Annotated in this window: 17 protein-coding genes; 13 read left to right on the forward strand and 4 right to left on the reverse strand. The window is 61.8% G+C overall.

What is annotated here, in order from left to right; genetic code table 11:
• Nucleotides 1-41 precede the first annotated feature (41 nt).
• From THIDRDRAFT_RS16905 to pyrC, 8 genes are all read left to right on the forward strand, one after another.
• On the forward strand, nucleotides 42-875 hold the full coding sequence (locus THIDRDRAFT_RS16905; RefSeq protein ID WP_007042106.1) for a LabA-like NYN domain-containing protein: 834 nt from the start codon (nucleotides 42-44) through the stop codon (nucleotides 873-875).
• A 183-nt stretch (nucleotides 876-1,058) separates the two neighbouring features.
• Nucleotides 1,059-2,777, forward strand: a complete 1,719-nt coding sequence (pilB, locus tag THIDRDRAFT_RS16910) for a type IV-A pilus assembly ATPase PilB (protein WP_007042107.1) — start codon at nucleotides 1,059-1,061, stop codon at nucleotides 2,775-2,777.
• A 20-nt stretch (nucleotides 2,778-2,797) separates the two neighbouring features.
• On the forward strand, nucleotides 2,798-4,051 hold the full coding sequence (locus THIDRDRAFT_RS16915; RefSeq protein ID WP_007042108.1) for a type II secretion system F family protein: 1,254 nt from the start codon (nucleotides 2,798-2,800) through the stop codon (nucleotides 4,049-4,051).
• Nucleotides 4,052-4,054: 3 nt separating this feature from the next.
• Entirely contained in the window at nucleotides 4,055-4,945 is an 891-nt protein-coding gene (locus THIDRDRAFT_RS16920) for a prepilin peptidase (RefSeq protein WP_007042109.1), read from the forward strand.
• A gap of 9 nt (nucleotides 4,946-4,954) precedes the next feature.
• Nucleotides 4,955-5,563, forward strand: a complete 609-nt coding sequence (gene coaE / locus THIDRDRAFT_RS16925) for a dephospho-CoA kinase (protein WP_007042110.1) — start codon at nucleotides 4,955-4,957, stop codon at nucleotides 5,561-5,563.
• A gap of 142 nt (nucleotides 5,564-5,705) precedes the next feature.
• Nucleotides 5,706-5,960 carry a hypothetical protein gene (locus THIDRDRAFT_RS16930; RefSeq protein WP_007042111.1) on the forward strand — a complete coding sequence of 85 codons (255 nt, stop codon included), beginning with the start codon at nucleotides 5,706-5,708 and terminating at the stop codon, nucleotides 5,958-5,960.
• A gap of 207 nt (nucleotides 5,961-6,167) precedes the next feature.
• The gene (locus THIDRDRAFT_RS16935; RefSeq protein WP_007042112.1) at nucleotides 6,168-7,772 is read left to right on the forward strand and encodes a phosphoenolpyruvate carboxykinase; all 1,605 of its coding nucleotides are present in this window, start codon (nucleotides 6,168-6,170) and stop codon (nucleotides 7,770-7,772) included.
• A 102-nt stretch (nucleotides 7,773-7,874) separates the two neighbouring features.
• A complete protein-coding gene (pyrC, locus tag THIDRDRAFT_RS16940; protein WP_007042113.1) occupies nucleotides 7,875-8,918 on the forward strand; it encodes a dihydroorotase in 1,044 nt (347 codons plus the stop codon).
• 17 nt (nucleotides 8,919-8,935) lie between these two features.
• Here pyrC and THIDRDRAFT_RS16945 read toward each other — a convergent pair whose 3' ends face one another.
• A complete protein-coding gene (locus THIDRDRAFT_RS16945) occupies nucleotides 8,936-9,718 on the reverse strand; it encodes an MlaA family lipoprotein (RefSeq protein WP_007042114.1) in 783 nt (260 codons plus the stop codon).
• Nucleotides 9,719-9,854: 136 nt separating this feature from the next.
• Here THIDRDRAFT_RS16945 and rnt point away from each other — a divergent pair, with 136 nt between their 5' ends.
• Nucleotides 9,855-10,535 (forward strand): ribonuclease T, encoded by a 681-nt coding sequence (rnt, locus tag THIDRDRAFT_RS16950; RefSeq protein WP_040845197.1) that lies wholly within the window; start codon nucleotides 9,855-9,857, stop codon nucleotides 10,533-10,535.
• Between the two features lie 67 nt (nucleotides 10,536-10,602).
• On the opposite strand, the gene grxD is transcribed toward rnt, so the two are convergent.
• The 3 genes from grxD to THIDRDRAFT_RS16965 form a co-directional block, all read right to left on the reverse strand.
• On the reverse strand, nucleotides 10,603-10,938 hold the full coding sequence (grxD, locus tag THIDRDRAFT_RS16955) for a Grx4 family monothiol glutaredoxin (RefSeq protein WP_007042116.1): 336 nt from the start codon (nucleotides 10,936-10,938) through the stop codon (nucleotides 10,603-10,605).
• A 74-nt stretch (nucleotides 10,939-11,012) separates the two neighbouring features.
• Nucleotides 11,013-12,797 carry an N-acetylglutaminylglutamine amidotransferase gene (locus THIDRDRAFT_RS16960; protein WP_007042117.1) on the reverse strand — a complete coding sequence of 595 codons (1,785 nt, stop codon included), beginning with the start codon at nucleotides 12,795-12,797 and terminating at the stop codon, nucleotides 11,013-11,015.
• An 87-nt stretch (nucleotides 12,798-12,884) separates the two neighbouring features.
• On the reverse strand, nucleotides 12,885-14,429 hold the full coding sequence (locus THIDRDRAFT_RS16965) for a hydantoinase B/oxoprolinase family protein (protein WP_007042118.1): 1,545 nt from the start codon (nucleotides 14,427-14,429) through the stop codon (nucleotides 12,885-12,887).
• Nucleotides 14,430-14,659: 230 nt separating this feature from the next.
• On the opposite strand from THIDRDRAFT_RS16965, the gene THIDRDRAFT_RS16970 reads away from it, so the two are divergent.
• The 4 genes from THIDRDRAFT_RS16970 to ilvD all read left to right on the forward strand — a co-directional run bounded on the left by THIDRDRAFT_RS16970 (nucleotide 14,660) and on the right by ilvD (nucleotide 19,688).
• Nucleotides 14,660-15,238, forward strand: a complete 579-nt coding sequence (locus THIDRDRAFT_RS16970) for a superoxide dismutase (RefSeq protein ID WP_007042119.1) — start codon at nucleotides 14,660-14,662, stop codon at nucleotides 15,236-15,238.
• Nucleotides 15,239-15,403: 165 nt separating this feature from the next.
• A complete protein-coding gene (locus THIDRDRAFT_RS16975; RefSeq protein WP_040845184.1) occupies nucleotides 15,404-16,582 on the forward strand; it encodes an aspartate aminotransferase family protein in 1,179 nt (392 codons plus the stop codon).
• 2 nt (nucleotides 16,583-16,584) lie between these two features.
• On the forward strand, nucleotides 16,585-17,538 hold the full coding sequence (gene argF / locus THIDRDRAFT_RS16980) for an ornithine carbamoyltransferase (protein ID WP_007042121.1): 954 nt from the start codon (nucleotides 16,585-16,587) through the stop codon (nucleotides 17,536-17,538).
• A gap of 302 nt (nucleotides 17,539-17,840) precedes the next feature.
• Nucleotides 17,841-19,688: a dihydroxy-acid dehydratase gene (gene ilvD / locus THIDRDRAFT_RS16985; RefSeq protein WP_007042122.1), complete on the forward strand. Its 1,848-nt coding sequence runs from the start codon at nucleotides 17,841-17,843 to the stop codon at nucleotides 19,686-19,688.
• The last annotated feature ends 279 nt before the right edge of the window (nucleotides 19,689-19,967 follow it).

Below are 19,967 nucleotides of genomic sequence, written 5' to 3' on the forward strand. Positions count from 1 at the left end.
CAGTCGCTTGGCTAATCAATGCTGTATGAACGAGGTTTAGTTTGGGTGCGAATTTTCGAGTAGGCGTCTTCGTCGACGCCGAAAACATCCGCTACAACGGTGGTTACCAGATGCGCTACGATGTGCTGCGACATTTCGCGGCGCGCGAAGGCGGCATTCTGCAACGACTCAACACCTATATGGCGTTCGATGTGGAACGCTCGCGGGAGGATCTGGAATACAAAAAGAAGGCGCAAACCTATCAGCAGATGGTGCGCGACTTCGGCTGGAAGATCACCGTCAAGGAGGTTCGCCGTTACACGGACGAAAACGGCAACGTCACGACCAAGGCCAATGCCGATCTGGACATGGCCGTGGATGCCATGCTACAGGTCAATCGGCTCGATCAAGTCTTGCTGGTCACAGGCGATGGCGATTTCCTCCAGGTGGTCGAGGCTCTGCAGAATACCGGCTGCCGGGTCGAACTGGTCGGCTTCAAAAACGTCTCGCGCCGACTCAAGGAGAAGGTCGACAATTTCTATTCCGGCTTTTTGATACCGGACCTGCTGCCGATTGCCTATGAGCCTCGCAACGAATGGGGGCAGCCGTCCTCATGCGTCCGCGGCGTCTGCACCAAATGGTTCCCGGATAAGGGCTACGGTTTCCTGCGGATCATGAACGACATCTCGCCCAACCTCTGGATTACCGACCCGCGAGAGCCACTTTCGCCCTATACGAGCGTCTTCTGCCACGCCAACGAGCTCGCCGACGAGGTTACGGAGGACCTGCTCATGAATCGCGAAACCATCCTCGAGTTCTATGTGAACGAGAGCGAGCAGAAGGACAACGGCTTGGTCGCCAACAATGTCAGATTGGCGTTTTCGGTGAATCGGTAGGAGATTCGAATGACCAACCGCATCGGGTAGCCATCGATCCGCGAGCTGGGCCTGGCGATCAACAGTCCCCCCCGCCTCGACTGGCTCGCCGCAGAACATCTCGCCCCACGAGCACAAGCCAACCGCATCGGCTCGGACTCGGTGAGGGATAATGCGCGGATGTCACGACGGGAAATGCAGCCAATGTCGACGGAGCAAGCCAGCACAATCAAACCTTCCGGCCTCGCCTGGCGGCTGGTCAGAGATCAGCTCATCTCCGAGCAGCAGATGCTCGCGAGCTACGAGGAGGCGGCCCAACAAAACAAGGGCTTCGTCCGTCATCTCGTCGAGCAACGATTGCTGGATAGCCGGCGCATCGCCATTGCGGCCTCGCACGAATTCGGGGTGCCGCTGCTCGACCTGGCCGCCCTGGATCTGAGCAATCTCCCCACAACCCTGGTCGACGAGCGACTGATCAGCAAGCATCGGGCGCTGCCGCTGATGCGCCGCGGCAATCGGCTCTTCGTCGCCGTCTCCGACCCGACCAACGATAAGGCGCTGGAGGAGATCCGCTTCAACACCGGGCTGGCGATCGATGCCATCCTGGTCGAGGAAGACAAGCTCAATGCCGCCATCGCAACCGCAATCGAGGCCCAAGACACCACCACGATCGGCGATTTCATGGACGCCGAGCTCGAGAAACTCGAGATCGCCACAGACGACGAGGAGGCCGCCGAGGACGTCGATGCCAACATCGACGACGCGCCCATCGTCCGTTATGTCAACAAGATCCTGGTCGACGCCATCACTGCCGGTGCCTCGGACATCCATTTCGAGCCCTTCGAGAAATTCTTTCGCGTCCGCTTCCGTCAGGATGGCTTGCTGCGCGAAGTGGCCAACCCACCGCTCAACCTCGCCACCCGTCTCACCGCACGCCTGAAGGTCATGTCACGGATGAACATCGCCGAACGGCGTATCCCCCAGGACGGACGCATCAAACTCAAGCTGAGCCGCACGCGCGACATCGATTTCCGTGTCAATACACTGCCGACGCTCTACGGCGAGAAGGTGGTTCTGCGGATTCTGGACTCCAGCTCGGCACAGGTCGGCATTGAGGCGCTCGGCTTCGAGGCCGAGCAACGTGAGGCGTTTCTCAGCGCGATCAAGAAGCCCTATGGCATGATACTGGTCACTGGACCGACCGGCTCGGGCAAGACGGTGTCGCTCTACACCGCCCTCAACATTCTCAACGAACCAGATGTCAACATCTCCACGGTCGAGGACCCGGTCGAAATCCAGGTCGCCGGGATCAATCAGGTCAACCTGAACAACAAGACCGGCCTGACCTTTGCCGCCGCGTTGCGCGCATTCCTGCGCCAAGACCCGGACATCCTGATGGTGGGTGAGATTCGCGACCTGGAAACGGCGGAGATCGCCGTCAAGGCGGCGCAAACAGGCCATTTGGTGCTATCGACGCTGCATACGAACGACGCGCCTCAATCACTGACGCGTCTCGCCAACATGGGGGTTGCGCCCTTCAATATCGCCTCATCGGTGCTGCTCATCATGGCCCAGCGTCTCACGAGACGGCTATGCGTCCATTGCCGCGCGCTGGTGGACCTGCCCCGGGAGGCATTGCGCGAGGAAGGATTCACCGACGAGGAGATCGACGAGGGACTGGAAATCTATGGACCCGTCGGCTGCGAACACTGCACCAAGGGTTACCGCGGGCGGGTCGGCATTTTCCAGGTGATGGAGGTTTCCGAGGACATCTCACGCCTGATCCTTGAGGGTGGAAACGCCATGCAGCTGGCCGAACAGGCGGAACGCGAGGGCGTGTCGGACCTGCGCCGTTCAGGTCTGCGCAAGGTAAAGGCGGGCATCACCAGCTTGGAAGAGATCAATCGGGTCACCAAGGAATAATCTAGCTCGGAGTAATCGCGATGGCGCTGGCAACGGCAGGCAAGGTCAAACCGAAGGCCAAGGCTCAGGCCGACAAGGCTCGGGTATTCACCTGGGAGGGCATGGATCGACGCGGTGCCCGCGTGAAGGGCGAATCCCGCGCGCCCAGCATCAACGCGGTCCGTGCCGATCTGCGTCGGCAGGGCGTCAACCCGACCAAGGTCAAGCCGAAGCCCAAGCCACTGTTCAGTAGCAAGAAAAAGATCACGAGCGCCGACCTTTCCGTCTTCACGCGCCAGCTCGCAACCATGATGGGAGCCGGCGTGCCGCTGGTACAGGCCTTCGACATCGTGGCGCGCGGACACGAGAACCCCTCGATGCAGGACCTGCTGCTCTCCATCAAAACCGACATCGAAAGCGGAACCGGAATGGCGCCCGCCATGGCCAAGTATCCACTCTATTTCGACGATCTGGTGTGCAACCTGGTCGCCGCCGGCGAGCAGGCGGGCGTGCTCGACATCCTGCTCGACAAGATCGCGATCTACAAGGAAAAGACCGAGTCCATCAAGGGCAAGGTCAAGAAGGCACTCTTCTATCCGGCAGCGGTCATCGCGGTCGCCATCATTGTGACCGTGGTCATCCTGCTGTTCGTGATTCCCCAGTTCAAGGAACTCTTCACCAGCTTTGGCGCCGACCTGCCGGCCTTCACCCTCATGGTGATCGGGCTCTCGGATATCATCAGGGCCTGGTGGTGGGCGATCTTCCTGGGGATCGGCGGTGCGGTCTATGTGATCAGTTACAGCTTCAAGCGCTCGCGACGCTTCCGCGAGATCGTCGATCGCGCGGTCCTCAAGATCCCAGTCATCGGCGGCATCCTCAACAAGGCCGCGCTCGCCCGCTTCGCACGAACGCTCTCGACCATGTTCGCCGCCGGCGTTCCGCTGGTCGAGGCGCTGCAGTCGGTCGCCGGCGCGACCGGCAACATCGTCTATCAGGATGCCGTCATGACGATGCGCGAGGAGGTGGCGACCGGTCAGTCGCTGCAGCTGGCGATGAGACAACGCGACATCTTTCCGCACATGGTGATCCAGATGACGGCCATCGGCGAAGAATCGGGCGCGCTCGACGACATGCTGGGCAAGGTCGCCGACTTCTACGAGGAGCAGGTCGACAATGCGGTCGACAGCCTGAGCAGCCTGCTCGAACCCATGATCATGGTGGTGATCGGCGGGCTGGTCGGCAGTCTGGTGGTCGCCATGTATCTGCCCATCTTCAAGCTGGCGGCGGTCGTTTGAGCTATGCCGATCGATGATCTGATTCTGGTGCTGGAGCAGCACCCCTGGCTGCTCCACGGCGGAGCCCTTCTACTCGGCGCCATCCTCGGAAGCTTCCTCAACGTGGTGATCCTGCGTCTGCCACGCATCCTCGAAGCGGGCTGGCGACACGATTGCGCCGAGTTCGTCGCCGAGACGGAAGCGGAATCACCGCAGCCTCACGAACAACTGACACTCTCCAGCCCGCCCTCGACCTGCCCGGCGTGCGGACATCGCATCCGCGCCTACGAGAACATTCCGATCCTCAGCTATCTGCTGCTGCGTGGCCGCTGTTCGGACTGCAAGACCCGAATCAGCCCGCGCTATCCGCTGATCGAGGCATTCACCGCGCTGCTGACACTGGTCGTGGTACTGCATTTCGGGATCGGCTGGCAGACCCTGGCCGCCTTGGTTCTCACCTGGACCCTGATCGCGTTGGCCTTCATCGATCTGGACACCCAACTGCTCCCGGACACGCTCACCCTGCCCATGGTCTGGCTGGGCCTGATCCTGAGTCTGTTCGATCTCTTCACCGACGACCGGTCGGCAATCATCGGTGCCGTGGCCGGCTATCTGAGCCTCTGGACCGTCTTTCATCTCTTTCGACTCGCGACCGGCAAGGAGGGCATGGGATACGGCGACTTCAAGCTGCTCGCCCTCTTCGGCGCCTGGCTCGGCTGGCAATATCTGCCCCAGATCGTCCTGCTGTCTGCACTGACGGGCGCCGTCCTTGGAGGACTGCTGATCGCCTTCGGACGCCACCAATCCGGAAAGCCGCTTCCCTTCGGTCCCTTTTTGGCCACCGCAGGCTGGATCAGCCTCATCTGGGGCGATCAGATCAATGAAACCTACCTGCAAATAACCGGACTTGGATAGATCTCACGCATGCTGACCATTGCATTGACGGGCGGCATCGGCAGCGGCAAAACCACCGTAGCCGACCGTCTGGCCGAGTTGGGCGCGGGGGTCATCGACACCGACCAACTCTCGCACGAGCTCACTGCGGATGACGGGCCAATGCTGCCGGATCTCCGCGAGGCGTTCGGCGACGGCGTCTTCCACTCCGACGGGCGGCTCGACCGCGCGGCCTTGCGCCAACGGGTCTTCGACGATCCGAGCGCACGCAAACGACTAGAGTCCATTCTGCACCCACCCATCCGCCGCATGATGCTCGAACGCCTGGAGGTACTCGACACGCCCTATGCGGTGATGGTCGTCCCCCTCCTGTTCGAGACCGGACAGCAGCGTCTCGCCCAACGTATTCTTGTGGTCGATGCACCGGAAGACGTTCAGATCGAACGGGTTCGAACACGCAACGGCCTAACGGTCGCCGAGATCGAACGCATCATCGCCTCCCAAGTCCCTCGCAACACGCGTCTCGCCAACGCCGATGACATCATCGACAACGCGGGGTCTCCGGAGACACTGGAGCCCCAGATTCAGCGTATTCATCGACATTATATGGACCTGGCCGTTCGAACACCCTCCAGATAGCCCTGATCGGCAAACCAGATGACGAAGGCCTAATCGGCCATTGATTGCGTGTACGCTATTCGCTATTTTCTGCCGAAGCGCTGCGATAAAACACGCAGCGTGAAAACTTAATGTACGTTCGAGCACGTTAAGGGAGATAGCGATGACCAGAATCCCACCCGACCTCGCCACCCGACTCATCCTTGTCGCCTCACTCATCGGAGCCCCGAGCGCCTTCGCCGCCTCAGCCTGCAAGGGCCTGGAGCGACCGACCTGTGAGGGCAAAATGGACTGCCGCTGGGTCAAGGGGTACAAGAAACAAAACGGCTCCCAGGTCTCCGGCTATTGCCGGTCCTCGCAGAGAAAGACGCACAACTCGGATCAAGGCATGGACAAGGCGTCCTCATCCAAGCAATAGATTCATGCCCGAACAGCCGAGCCTTCCAGGCTCGGTTTCGCCCCTGCTCCACGCCTCAAGCACCGATTCTTGACGCGGCGCAGACAAAAATCCGACAGCCCACAGTCGGCATTCGTTGTCTATTTTAGCAAGGCCGCTTTATGGTGTAGTCTCGATTCAGCCACCACTCGCTCGCCTCATCAGGCTGAATTCGTTGGAGTCTCTACCATGCGTGTTTCCGGACGTCCGAACAGCGAACACACCCTCGACCAAAACGGCCTCTACAATCTTGAAACCGTCTACTGGAACCTACCCACGCCCGCGCTCTACGAGCAAGCACTGAGGGCACGCGAAGGCGTCCTGTCCCACCTAGGTCCGCTCGTCGTACGCACTGGCCACCATACCGGTCGCTCGGCGAATGACAAGTTCGTCGTGGAAGAGCCCAGCAGCAAGGACCACATCTGGTGGGGGGAGGTCAACCGGCCGATCGACGAAGCCCATTTCGATCTGCTGCACCATCGACTGGCCTCCTATCTGCAGATGAAGGAGGTCTATGTGCAGGACTGTTTCGTCGGCGCCGATCCGAAATACCGCATGCCGGTCCGCGTCGTCTCGGAGCACGCCTGGCACAGCCTGTTCGCGCGCAATCTCTTCATCCAACCAACCCCCGAGGAACGGGAAACGCTCGTGCCGGAATTCACCGTCATCGACGTACCGCGCTTCCACGCCATCCCGACCCTGGACAACACCCGCAGCGAGACCTTCGTCATCCTGAACCTCGCCAAGCGTCTGGTGCTGATCGGCGGGACCAGCTATGCCGGCGAGATCAAGAAATCGCTCTTCACTGTGATGAATTATCTGATGCCGTTTCGCGGGGTGCTGCCGATGCATTGCTCGGCGAACATCGGCCCAGATGGCCAGACCGCACTCTTCTTCGGACTCAGCGGCACCGGCAAGACCACGCTCTCGGCCGATGCCTCGCGTACACTCATCGGCGATGACGAACACGGTTGGAGCGCCGACGGCGTCTTCAATTTCGAGGGTGGCTGTTACGCCAAGATGATCAAACTCTCGCCCACCGCCGAGCCCGAGATCTACGCCACGACTCAGCGCTTCGGAACCGTGCTGGAGAACGTCACGGTCGAGTCGGAGGATCGCCACCTCAACCTGGACGACGATTCGCTGACCGAAAACACCCGTGGTGCCTACCACATCAGCGCCATCCCGAACGCCAGCGAGACCGGCATCGGCGGACATCCGTCAGCCATCCTTTTCCTGACCTGCGATGCCTTCGGGGTGCTTCCGCCGGTCTCCAGGCTCTCGCCGGAGCAGGCCATGTATCACTTCATCTCGGGCTACACGGCGCGCGTCGCCGGCACCGAAAAGGGAGTCACCGAACCTTCTCCGGTATTCAGCGCCTGCTACGGCGCGCCCTTCATGCCACTGCATCCACAGCGATATGCCGAACTGCTCGGCGAACGGTTAGCCGAGCACGGCACTCAGGTCTGGCTCATCAATACCGGCTGGAGCGGCGGACCCTACGGCGTCGGCGAGCGGATCCGAATCCCGCACACCCGCGCCATGGTCCATGCAGTGTTGGACGGCAAACTCGACGGCATACCGACTCGCCCAGACCCCTTCTTCGGCCTTCAGATCCCCGAGTCCTGCCCCGAGGTGCCGAGCGAAATCCTGGATCCGCGCAGCACCTGGAAGGACGGTGCGGCCTACGACGCACAGGCCGCCAAGCTCGCCGGAATGTTCCGCGCCAACTTCGCCAAGTTCTCCGATCAGGTCGACCCGCGCATCACCGCCGCCGGCCCGAACGCGAACTGAATCGGCAAGACCCCCGGGCCAGGGCATCAAGGCCGCAGTACGACCGACCACAGGCCGCCCTCGACAGGGCGGCCTGTCCTTTGAACGCGACCCGCAGAGACGATGAATCCAACCACGACACTCGAAATCACCCGCCCGGACGACTGGCACCTGCACGTCCGCGACGGAGCCGCGATGGCGCACGCCGTTCGACTGAGCGCGCGCCAATTCGCCCGCGCCATCATCATGCCCAACCTGCGCCCCCCGGTCGTCACCATGGCGCAGGCGCTCGACTACCGCGCACGCATTCTCGCGGCGCTCCCTGAAGGGAGTGACTTCCAACCACTGATGACGCTCTATCTCACCGATCGCACCTCGCCGTCCGAGATCTCCGAGGCCCGCGCCAGTGGTGCCGTCTTCGCCTGCAAGCTCTATCCTGCAGGCGCCACAACCAACTCGGAGAGCGGCGTCACCGATCTCAGGCTGGTCTATCCGGCATTGGAGGCGATGCAACGCGAAGGGCTGCCGCTGCTAGTGCATGGCGAGGTCACGGACGCCGAGGTGGACATCTTCGATCGTGAGCGGCACTTCATTGATCAGCGGCTCGCGGGCATCGTCGCCGACTTTCCAGAACTCAAGGTGGTCTTCGAGCACATCACCACGCGCGAGGCCGCCGACTTCGTGCGCGAGGGATCCAGCACACTCGGCGCCACCATCACGCCACACCATCTGCTCTACAACCGCAACGCCATCCTGGCCGGCGGTATCCGTCCGCATTTCTACTGCCTGCCCGTCCTCAAGCGCGAGTCGCACCGCGCCGCCCTGATCGAGGCCGCGACCAGCGGAAACCCCAAGTTCTTCCTCGGAACCGACAGCGCACCGCATCCGATGCAGGACAAGGAATGCGGCTGCGGCTGCGCGGGGATCTTCAGCGCCCATGCCGCAATCGAGCTCTACGCAGAGGCATTCGAGCAGGCGGGGGCACTTGAGCGGCTGGAGGCATTTGCGAGCCATTACGGCCCAGACTTCTATGGTCTGCCGCGCAATAGCGCGAAAATCAGGCTGAGCCGCGAACCCTGGCGGGTGCCGAGCGACTACGCCTTCGGCGAGAACCGGGTCGTTCCGCTACGGGCAGGAGAATCGATCGGGTGGCGCCTCCTCGACTGAAGAGGCGCTCGGCGCGACTAAGGCGTTGACGGCTTCTCTTTCGCGTCGAAATCGACGTCGTTCCAGAAGTCGTTTTCCCCATCATCCGTCGGCGGGTTGCCATCGTAGACGAGACTCAGGCGACGCTGCAGATAGACGTCACGAAGGAAGCTGTATGGATCGATGGCCGCATCCTCGAGGATCTGACCGGCGGTCAGGAGATCGGCGCGTCGATCGACAACACGCAAACCGACCAGCCCCCAGCGAACTTTATCCTCGCGCACATTGACCAGGGGATCCGTGTAGATATCGCCGGCTAAACCGATGGTGTCTCGAATCGAACTGGGCCCCAGGAACGGCAGCACGAAATAGGCACCCGGCTCCACGCCCCAGTAGCCCAGCGTCTGACCGAAATCTTCCTTGTAGCTCGGCAGCCCGACATTGGTGGCCACGTCGACGAATCCCAGCACGCCGACCGTCGAGTTGATGAAAATACGGCCGACATCGCTGCCCGCGCGCGACATCTTGAACTGCAGGACATTGTTCACCGCCGAGGTCAAGTCGGCGAGGTTATTGAAGAAGTTGGTGACGCCTCGATCGACCGGCTCGGGCGTCACCGCCTGGTAGGCCTTGGCCACGGGCTGCATGAAGGCACGGTCGAAGTCGGTGTTGAAGCGATAGACAGCGCGATTGTAGGGTTCGAGTGGATCCCTCGGATCCGCGACCCGCTCAGGATTCGAGGCACAGCCGACCACCAACAGGGCCGTGAGCAACGCCCCAAGACGAGTCAGCCTTTCCCCTCGCATCTCTTCAGCCTTCATGCCTAACGCCCCTCCCGACGGATTGGGCGCATGCTATCACACCGCAAAGCCATCAACAGCGCTCCCAACAATGTTCGAACGACCGACGGGACAGGATCTATTTGGCATTCTTCGTCTCGCCACTTATGCTGTCGCGATGAGAGACGAAGACCTGATCCCTGACGGCATTGCCCAACGCTTCCGCGGCTTCCTTCCCGTCGTCGTCGACGTGGAAACTGCGGGCTTCGATGCGCAGCGCCACGCACTCCTTGAAATCGCTGCGGTCATCATTCGCATGCGACCCGATGGCCTGCTCGAACCGGCACAGACACTGGCCTGCCATGTTCTACCGTTCGTAGGCTCGGAAATCGACCCACGCGCGCTCGCCTTCAACCGGATCGATCCCGACCACCCCTTCCGCGACGCCGTCTCGGAACAGGATGCCCTCAACCGAGTCCTCACGCCGATCCGTCGCACGGTGAAATCGACCGGATGCAACCGGGCCATCCTGGTCGGACACAACGCCCATTTCGATCTGGGCTTCGTCAAGGCGGCCGTGGAGCGAACCGGGTTCAAGCGCAACCCATTCCATGCATTCAGCGTCTTCGACACCGTGACCCTGGGCGGACTCGCCTTCGGTCAAACGGTCTTGGCGAAGGCATCGAAGGCGGCCGGCATGCAGTGGCTCCACAGCGAGGCCCATTCAGCCATCTACGATGCGGAACAGACGGCACGACTCTTCTGTACCATCGTCAACCGCTGGTACGAGCTGGATCCGGTGAAATACTGGGAGCGCGGACCGGAAGGAATGAACGAGATGATCGTGGATTCGAATTGAAGTCGCACGCCGAACGCACCCAAGGGCGCGTTCGACCGACACGGACAGCGATCGACCTCGCGGACGCTCAGGCCCCTGCGGACTCACCCTTAGCGGCCGCCTGCTCCGCCAAGCTCTTGAGCTCGCCGCTGGCATGGAGCTCCAACGTGATGTCACAGCCACCGACCAACTCACCATCAATATAGATCTGCGGAAAGGTCGGCCAGTCGGCATAACGCGGCAGGTTTTCGTAGATCTCGGGATCCTGCAGCACGTTGATATAAGCGAACGGCACACCGCACTCCTGGAGCGCAGCAGCCGCACGCATCGAGAAGCCGCATTGGGGAAACTGCGGCGTCCCCTTCATGTAAATCACGACCGGGTTGCTCTTGACCTGATCGCCGATTCGTTCCAATACGTCCATCACTCACCTCGCCTTGAATGGATAACCGAGCTTGGCGTGAGAGTCGGGACGCGACGGAACATTTCAAGCCAACGCTACCTCGCCCCATCGACATGACGCTGCAGCCAGAGCTCCAGCAAGGCCAAGTGCCACAACTTGCTGCCCTGAATCCGAGTGTGGTGCATGTCGGGCGCGGCGAGCATCTGGTCGACATACTCACGTCGATAGAGACCACGCTCGCGGCAGGCGCGCGAGTCGAGCGTATCGCGCATGAGTTCCAGGAACGCACCGCGCACATATTTAAGCGCCGGCATGGGGAAATAGCCCTTGGGGCGATCGATCACGGCATCCGACAACAGCCCACGGGCGAGCGCCTTGAGCGGGTACTTGCCGCCCTCGCGCAGTTTGAGCTCCGGCGGACAGCGCGCGGCCAGCTCGACCAACTGATGGTCCAGGAAGGGAACGCGTGCCTCCAGACCCCAAGCCATGGTCATGTTGTCGACCCGCTTGACCGGATCGTCGACGATCAGGGTGGTGACATCCAGGCGTAGAACGGCATCCATGAAGGTCTCGGCCCCGGCCTCCTCGAAACGCTGGGCGACCAGCGCCGAGGTATGGTCGGCTCCACCGTAGGGATCCGTCACCATCCGCAGATATTCGTCGTGATCGCGATCGAAATAGTGCTTACCGAACCGCTCCAAGGGCGAACCGCTGCGTTCGGCCTGCATCCGCGGATACCAGAAATAGCCCCCGAAGACCTCGTCGGCCCCCTGGCCGGACTGCACCACCTTGATCTCGCGCGACACCTGCTCGGAGAGCAGATAGAAGGCGACCGCGTCCTGACCGAACATGGGCTCGGCCATGGCGTCGATCGCCTCGGGAAGACGCATCAACACCTGATCGTTGGGGACCAGGAACTTGTGGTGCTTGGTGCCGTAGCGTTCGACCACCAGATCGGAGTATTGGAACTCACTTCCTGCCTCCTCCGGGGTGTCCTCGAATCCGACCGAAAAGGTGTGCAGATCCGACACGCCAGCCTCGGCCAGCAAGGCCACCAGCAGGCTTGAATCCAGCCCCCCCGACAGTAGAACGCCGACCGGCACGTCGGCGACCTCGCTGCGGATTTTCACGGCATGGCGCAGCGCGGCATGGATCGCGTCGAGCCAGTCGGACTCGCTCAGCGGCGAATCGGGGCGAGTGGCCTCCAGTCGCCAGTAGGCGCCCTCGGTCAACTGGCCCTGGGCGTCGATGCGCAGCCAATGACCGGGAGACAGCTTGCGAATGCCGTTGAGAACAGTGCGCGGCGCGGGGACCACGGCATGCAGGGTGAACAGATGATGGAGCGCGACCGGGTCGAGACTGGTATCGACACCGCCAGCCGCAAGCAGTGCCTGTGGACTGGAGGCAAACCGGAGAACTCCGCCCTGATGTGTCCAGTACAGCGGCTTGATACCGAAGCGGTCACGCGCCAGGAAGAGCGATCGCTGGCCTGCGTCCCAGATGGCGAAGGCGAACATGCCGTGCAGACGTTCAACCGCATCCGGCCCCCAGGCATGCCAGGCCTTGAGGATGACCTCGCTGTCTCCGTCGGAGAAGAAGTGATAACCCAGCCCCTTCAACTCGGTGCGCAAATCGCGGTAGTTGTAGATGGTGCCGTTGAAGACCAGGGCGAGCCCCAACTCGGCATCCACCATCGGCTGATTGGAGCGAATCGAGAGATCGATGATGGAGAGCCGCCGATGACCGAAGGCGAGCGCCCCGTCGCTATAACTGCCACCATGATCGGGACCTCGGCGCACCAGGGCGTCCATCATGGACTGGACGCGCCTCAGCTCGGCCGGAGCCCCGTCGAAACGCAACTCACCGCAAATACCACACACAGACAATACCTCCCAACGAGCCAGCCATCCCGGCCCGCGCAGCCTGTCGAGACCGATCGCTCGACACTAATACTCAGATGATTCAGTTCAGCCCGGATCGCCCCAGCCCCCGCCACCGGGGGTCTCGACGCAGATCAAATCGCCGGGTTCGACACCAAGGCTGACCTTCGACGCCAGAGGCTGTCCATTGAGCCGATTGTGCCCCTTGGACCCCGATTGACCGCCAGCGATCCCCCAAGGGGCAAATCGACGCCGCTCGGTCAACAGGGTCACCTGGCTCGGGGCGAGAAACCGAAAGGCGCGGATCAGCCCATCGCCGCCGGGGCGAGCACCCAGCCCACCGGATCCGGCGCGCAAACTATAGCGCTCGACTCGGAGCGGGAAACGGGATTCGAGCACCTCGACCGGGGTGTTGAGCGTATTGGTCATATGCGTCTGCACCCCACTCCAACCGCCGCCCCGCGCGCCCGCGCCCATGCCGCCGCCGATCGTCTCATAGTAATCCCAAGCGCTCTCCGGGTTTGCGCACCCCATGGCCAGATTGTTCATGCTGCCATGACTCGCGGCCGGAATCGCCTCGGGCAGGGCCTGGGCCAGCGCCCCCATCACCACGTCGACCACGCGCGAGCTGGTCTCGACGTTACCGGCGGCAACCGCAGCGGGACGCCCGGCATTGAGGAAACAGCCCTGAGGGACCTGCAACCGAATGGGGCCGAAACTTCCCGCGCAGGCCGGCGTCTGCCGGGGCATCAGACAGCGGAAGACGTACAGCACGGCGGCGGCCGTCACCGCCAAGGGACAGTTGATGTTGCCCTCGACCTGCGGGGCTGTCCCGCTGAAATCGAGCGTCACTTCGCCGTCCGAAACCTGCATCGCCAGCCGGATCGGAATCTCGACCCCGCCCTGCCCGTCGTCGTCCATCCAATCCTCGAAACGATAGACCCCATCAGGAATCGCGGTCAGCGCACTGCGGGCGAGCCGCTCGCCATAGTGGTTCAGCGCATCGAGAATTGCTGCATAACCAGACCCACCCAACTCAGTGACCAAGACGCCCAATCGACTCAGTCCGACACGATTGGCGCTCAACTGGGCCAGAAAATCGCCCCGAGCGTCCTCGGGGTTGCGTGTGGCCCCGAGAATGCGATCGAGCACGTCGGCATCGATCGCTCCAGAGCGCACCAGACGGGTCGGCGGAAGGATCAACCCCTCATCTTCCAGCCGACGCGAGACCGGCATAGAGCCCGGAGAAGCCGCACCGATATCGGCATGATGGGCGCGATTGGCGACGAAGGCGATCAAACGCCCATCCAGGAACAGGGGTGCGATCAGGGTCACGTCCGGCAGATGGGTTCCACCCAGAAAGGGGTCGTTCAAGACCAGCATGTCGCCGTCGGCCCAATCGACGGCGGCGACGATCTCGGCCATCGCATGGGCCATGCTGCCCAGATGCACAGGGATGTGCGCCGCCTGCGCGCTCAGCCGACCTTCCCGATCGAAAATCGCACAGGAGTAATCGAGACGATCCCGGATGTTGGGCGAGAAGGCCGCCTGGCGCAGCACCGCGCCCATCTCATCGCATACCGCATCCAGGCGGCTGGCAAACAAGGCAAGTTCGATCGGGTTCACTGACATGCGGAAATCCTTGATCTCAAGGGGGGTGCGATGGTTGAGGCATCATGGAGGACGATGCGGCAATCTTGCAAAACGCCATTCACGCCCGCATGGTGCGGGCAGCCTTCAAACAGGCTGCGGCCGCACAGACGCTTGAGATGCGGACGAACGCTCCAATGTTCTCCCCATCGATTGCTCCTCTGCGAGCGCACCTGAACATCAACCGACCACCATTGATTGGAGAAAACATCATGGCGCACGAACTACCGGCACTTCCCTACGAAAAGAACGCCTTGGAGCCTGTCATCTCGGCCGAGACCATCGAGTATCACTACGGCAAGCATCACCAGACCTATGTCACCAACCTGAACAACCTGATCGCCGGGACCGAATTCGAGACCATGAGCCTGACGGATATCATCATGAAATCCTCGGGCGGACTCTTCAACAACGCGGCGCAGGTCTGGAACCACAGCTTCTACTGGAAGTGTCTCAGCCCGAACGGCGGCGGCGCGCCGAGCGGAGCCTTGGCCTCGGCCATCGACGCCAAGTTCGGCTCCTTCGATGAGTTCAAAAAACAGTTCTCACAGTCCGCCGCGACCAACTTCGGCTCGGGCTGGACCTGGCTCGTCAAGAACGCGGACGGCTCGATCGAGATCTTCAACACCGCCAACGCCGGCACTCCGATGACCGAGGGCAAGACAGCCCTGCTGACGATCGATGTCTGGGAGCACGCCTACTACATCGATTATCGCAATGCGCGACCGAAGTACCTGGAAAGCATCTGGAACAAGATCGACTGGTCCTTCGTCGAGGCAAACTTCTCGTAAAAATAAAATTTGTGGGCGAATAAAGGGTTTATGGTGCTCATGCCTTGTCTGAACTAGACGCTTAGCGTTATATTTTCGCACTTCGCCTTACGACAAAGGCGGTTTCCCTTGCGGAGGAACCGCCTTTTTTATTTCTTATTGCTGTTTGATTGGGGCCCCGACGCCATGAGCGAACCCTTGATGGCCACCTACAAACGCCTGCCTGTCACCTTTGAGCGCGGTGAGGGAGTCTGGCTCTGGGATACTGACGGGAAGCGTTACCTCGACGCACTCTCGGGTATCGCCGTATGCGGTTTGGGCCACGCCCACCCCGCAGTGCGCCAGGCCATCTGCGAGCAGGCGGGCCAGTTGATCCATACCTCGAACCTGTACGGGATCGCCGAGCAGGAGCGCCTCGGCGCCCTGCTGACCGAACGCGCGGGGATGGATCGCGTCTTCTTCTCCAACTCGGGAGCGGAAGCGAATGAGGCCGCCATCAAGCTCGCAAGGCTGCATGCCCATCGGCGCGGCATTGAGAACCCGGCGATCCTGGTTGCCGAGCACAGCTTTCACGGACGCACGCTCGCGACGCTGTCGGCGACCGGAAACCGTAAGGTTCAGGCTGGATTCGAGCCCCTGGTCCAAGGGTTCGTGCGGGTCCCCTACGACGATATCGAGGCGATCGAGACCGCCTCGGCCAATCGGCAGAACATCGTTGCCATCCTGATCGAGCCCATCCAGGGCGAGGGCGGGATCAATATCCCCGCCGACGACTATCTGACCAAGCTCCGGGCTATCTGCGATCGCGAAGGCTGGTTGCTGATCCTCGACGAGATCCAGACCGGAATGGGGCGAACCGGCAAGCTGTTCGCACACCAGCACAGCGGCATCCAACCCGATGTCATCACGCTCGCCAAGGGGCTTGGCAACGGTGTCCCGATCGGCGCCTGCCTGGCGCGCGGCCCGGCAGCCGAAGTCCTGACTCCAGGCTCGCACGGCTCGACCTTCGGCGGAAATCCGTTGGTCTGCCGGGTCGGACGTACCGTCATGGAAACGATCGAGTCCGATCAACTGATCGACAATGCGGCGCTCCAAGGCGACTATCTGCTGAGCGCCTTCCAAGAGGCGCTGGGGCAAACCAAGGGCGTGACGGCGATACGTGGATGCGGACTCATGCTCGGCATCGAGCTGGATCGTCCCTGCGCGGAGCTGGTACCGAAGGCGCTCTCCACAGGACTGCTGATCAACGTCACCGCCGAGCGCGTCATTCGTTTGCTCCCGCCCCTGATTTTGCAACAGGCCGAGGCCAACCAACTCGTTCAGACACTGACCGAACTGGTTCGCGATTTTCTGACCGAGTCCTGAGGATGGACGCAGCGAAGAGCACGAATTCCATGGACGTCCAGCCCAATTCCTGTCGCCACTTCCTAAGCCTGTTCGATGTCAGCGCGGACGAGGCGCGCGCGCTCATCGCGCGCGCCATCGAACTCAAGCAGATGCTGAAAGCCGGACAGGTGTACGCCCCCTTCCAGCGTCGCACCCTGGCGATGATCTTCGAGAAGTCCTCGACCCGAACTCGCGTCTCCTTCGAGACCGGAATGGCCCAGCTCGGCGGACACGCGCTCTTCCTGTCCCCACGCGACACCCAGCTCGGTCGTGGCGAACCGATCGAGGATAGCGCACGCGTCATCTCAAGCATGGTCGATGCCGTCATGATTCGGACCTTCGATCCGGAGACGGTCGAGCGCTTCGCTGCCTACTCTCGGGTCCCCGTCATCAACGGCCTGACCGATCGGCTCCACCCCTGCCAGCTGCTCGCGGACATGCAGACCTATTTCGAGCACCGGGGTGATATTCGCGGACGCCGCGTGGCCTGGATCGGCGATGGGAACAACATGTGCAACTCTTTCATTGAGGCCGCGCAGTTGTTCGACTTCGAGCTCATGGTTGCCTGCCCAGAAGGCTTCGAACCAAGCGCCGATATCCTCGCTCCAGCGGGGGATCGTGTCACCATCGTCCGTGAACCGGAGGCGGCCGCAGAGGGCGCCCACCTGATTTCGACCGATGTCTGGGCCAGCATGGGTCAGGAAGAAGAACAGGCTCGCCGCCAGAAGGCATTCGCGACCTATCAGGTCAATGACACCGTCATGGCGCGCGCAGCCAAGGATGCCCTCTTCCTGCATTGCCTGCCTGCGCATCGCGGCGAGGAAGTGACTGCATCGGTCATCGATGGCCCCCAATCGGTCGTCTGGGACGAGGCCGAGAACCGTCTCCATGCCCAAAAGGCGCTGTTGGAATTTCTGCTACTCGCGAACTCCTGACACCAACGGCTCCTCAGCCTGACGCCGGGGCTCACCATCAATTTTCGTGAGGGACGCCTCGACACACCGCCTCACCTCGGTCGACCCACCGAGTCGTGCGCATTTCGCTTGCTCACCGGATCCTCGCGTCCGATCATGCAGCCTATTCTTCTCTAGCCACCTCATTCGCGCGCCACGCGGTGGCGCATCCGACGTCGCCAATCGGGGCAACGTCGCCCACAGCCCCGGTCAGAGCCGTACTCGACTCTAGCGCCGTGCATATAATTCAATCCTATTGAATCGAGTAAGAAAGGTCCCTTTTCATGCCCCAATACCGCTCTCGCACCACGACTCACGGCCGCAACATGGCAGGCGCGCGCGCCCTTTGGCGTGCGACTGGAATGACGGATGCGGATTTCGACAAGCCCATCATCGCGGTCGTGAATTCCTTCACTCAGTTCGTCCCAGGACACGTTCACTTGAAGGATCTCGGCCAACTGGTCGCGCGCGAGATCGAGGCTGCGGGAGGCGTCGCGAAGGAATTCAACACCATCGCCATCGACGACGGTATCGCCATGGGGCATGAGGGAATGCTCTATTCGCTGCCATCGCGCGAGATCATCGCCGACTCGGTGGAATACATGGTAAACGCGCACTGCGCGGACGCCATGGTCTGTATCTCAAACTGCGACAAGATCACTCCCGGGATGCTGATGGCCTCGCTACGGCTCAACATCCCCACGGTCTTCGTCTCCGGCGGCCCGATGGAGGCCGGCAAGGTCCTGAGCCCTGACGGGGAAAAACATCTCGACCTGATCGACGCAATGATCGCCGCTGCCAACCCGAACGAAACCGACGATTCCGTGGCGCAGCTCGAACGCTCGGCCTGCCCTACCTGCGGCTCCTGCTCGGGCATGTTCACCGCCAATTCCATGAACTGTCTCACCGAAGCGCTGGGATTGAGTCTGCCAGGAAATGGCTCGCTGTTGGCGACTCACGCCGCACGCAAGGATCTCTTCCTGGAGGCCGGTCGACTCATCGTCGCGCTCGCCAAGCGCTACTACGAGGCAGAGGATGCAAGCGTGCTTCCGCGCGCGATCGCAAGCTTCGAGGCATTCGAGAATGCCATGAGTCTGGACATCGCCATGGGGGGATCCACCAATACGGTGCTCCACCTCCTCGCCGCAGCACGCGAGGGCGAGGTTCCATTCACCATGTCGGACATCGACCGGCTCAGCCGCCAGGTGCCGAACCTCTGCAAGGTCGCCCCAGCCACCCAGAAATATCACATGGAGGATGTGCATCGCGCCGGTGGCGTCATCGGCATCCTCGGCGAACTGGATCGCGCCGGACTCATTCGACGAGAGTGCGGGAGCGTGCATAGCACCTCGATCGGTGCCGCCATCGACGCATGGGATATCGCGCGTACCGATTCCCAGAGCGCCAAGGAACGCTTCCTCGCCGGTCCCGGAGGCGTTCCGTCTCAGGAGGCTTTCAGCCAGAACGCGCAATGGAAAACGGCGGACCTCGACCGCGAATCCGGCTGCATCCGCGATTTGGAGCATGCCTACAGCCGTGACGGCGGCCTCGCCGTGCTCTTCGGCAATCTGGCCGAGGACGGCTGTATCGTGAAGACGGCCGGCGTGGACGCCGAGATCCTCACCTTCGCCGGCCCGGCACGCATCTGCGAGAGCCAGGAAGCGGCGGTCAACGCCATTCTCTCGGACCGGATCCTGCCTGGCGACATCGTACTCATCCGCTACGAAGGCCCTAAAGGCGGACCAGGCATGCAAGAAATGCTCTATCCGACCAGCTATCTAAAATCGAAGGGGCTGGGCAAACAGTGCGCGCTCATCACGGACGGACGCTTCTCCGGCGGCACATCCGGCCTCTCCATTGGACACGCCTCGCCCGAAGCCGCCCAAGGCGGCACCATCGGACTTGTCGAGGAAGGCGACCGTATAGAGATCGACATCCCAAACCGGCGCATCCATCTCGCCGTCTCCGATGAGGTTCTCGCCAAACGCCGCGCAACAATGGAAGCTAAAGGAAAGGACGCATGGCAGCCACTACAACGCCAGCGCACCGTTTCATCTGCGCTCAAGGCCTATGCGGCACTGACGACCAGCGCCGCACATGGAGCCGTTCGCGATATCGCTCAGCTGAAGTAAGAATGCGGCGACGGGATCGGAAGGTCGATCCCTGATAACGAGACCCGAGAAGCCGTGTCGTCGACACGGCTTCTTTTTTGAGCGCCGATCGCCAATCAGACACGAACAGGTGTGATTCGATAACAGTCTTTTCTTCGCGCCCTTTGCGGCTTAGTGGTTTTATTTTTCGCGCGCAAAGAAGAAACCCCTGCCACCTGTGGGTGGAAGGGGTTTCGGGATAAGGCCCTGGCGGTGACCTACTTTCGCATGGGGAAGCCCCCACACTAACATCGGCGAGGC

This window comes from Thiorhodococcus drewsii AZ1 (assembly GCF_000224065.1).
In the GTDB taxonomy this organism is placed as follows: Bacteria; Pseudomonadota; Gammaproteobacteria; order Chromatiales; family Chromatiaceae; genus Imhoffiella; species Imhoffiella drewsii.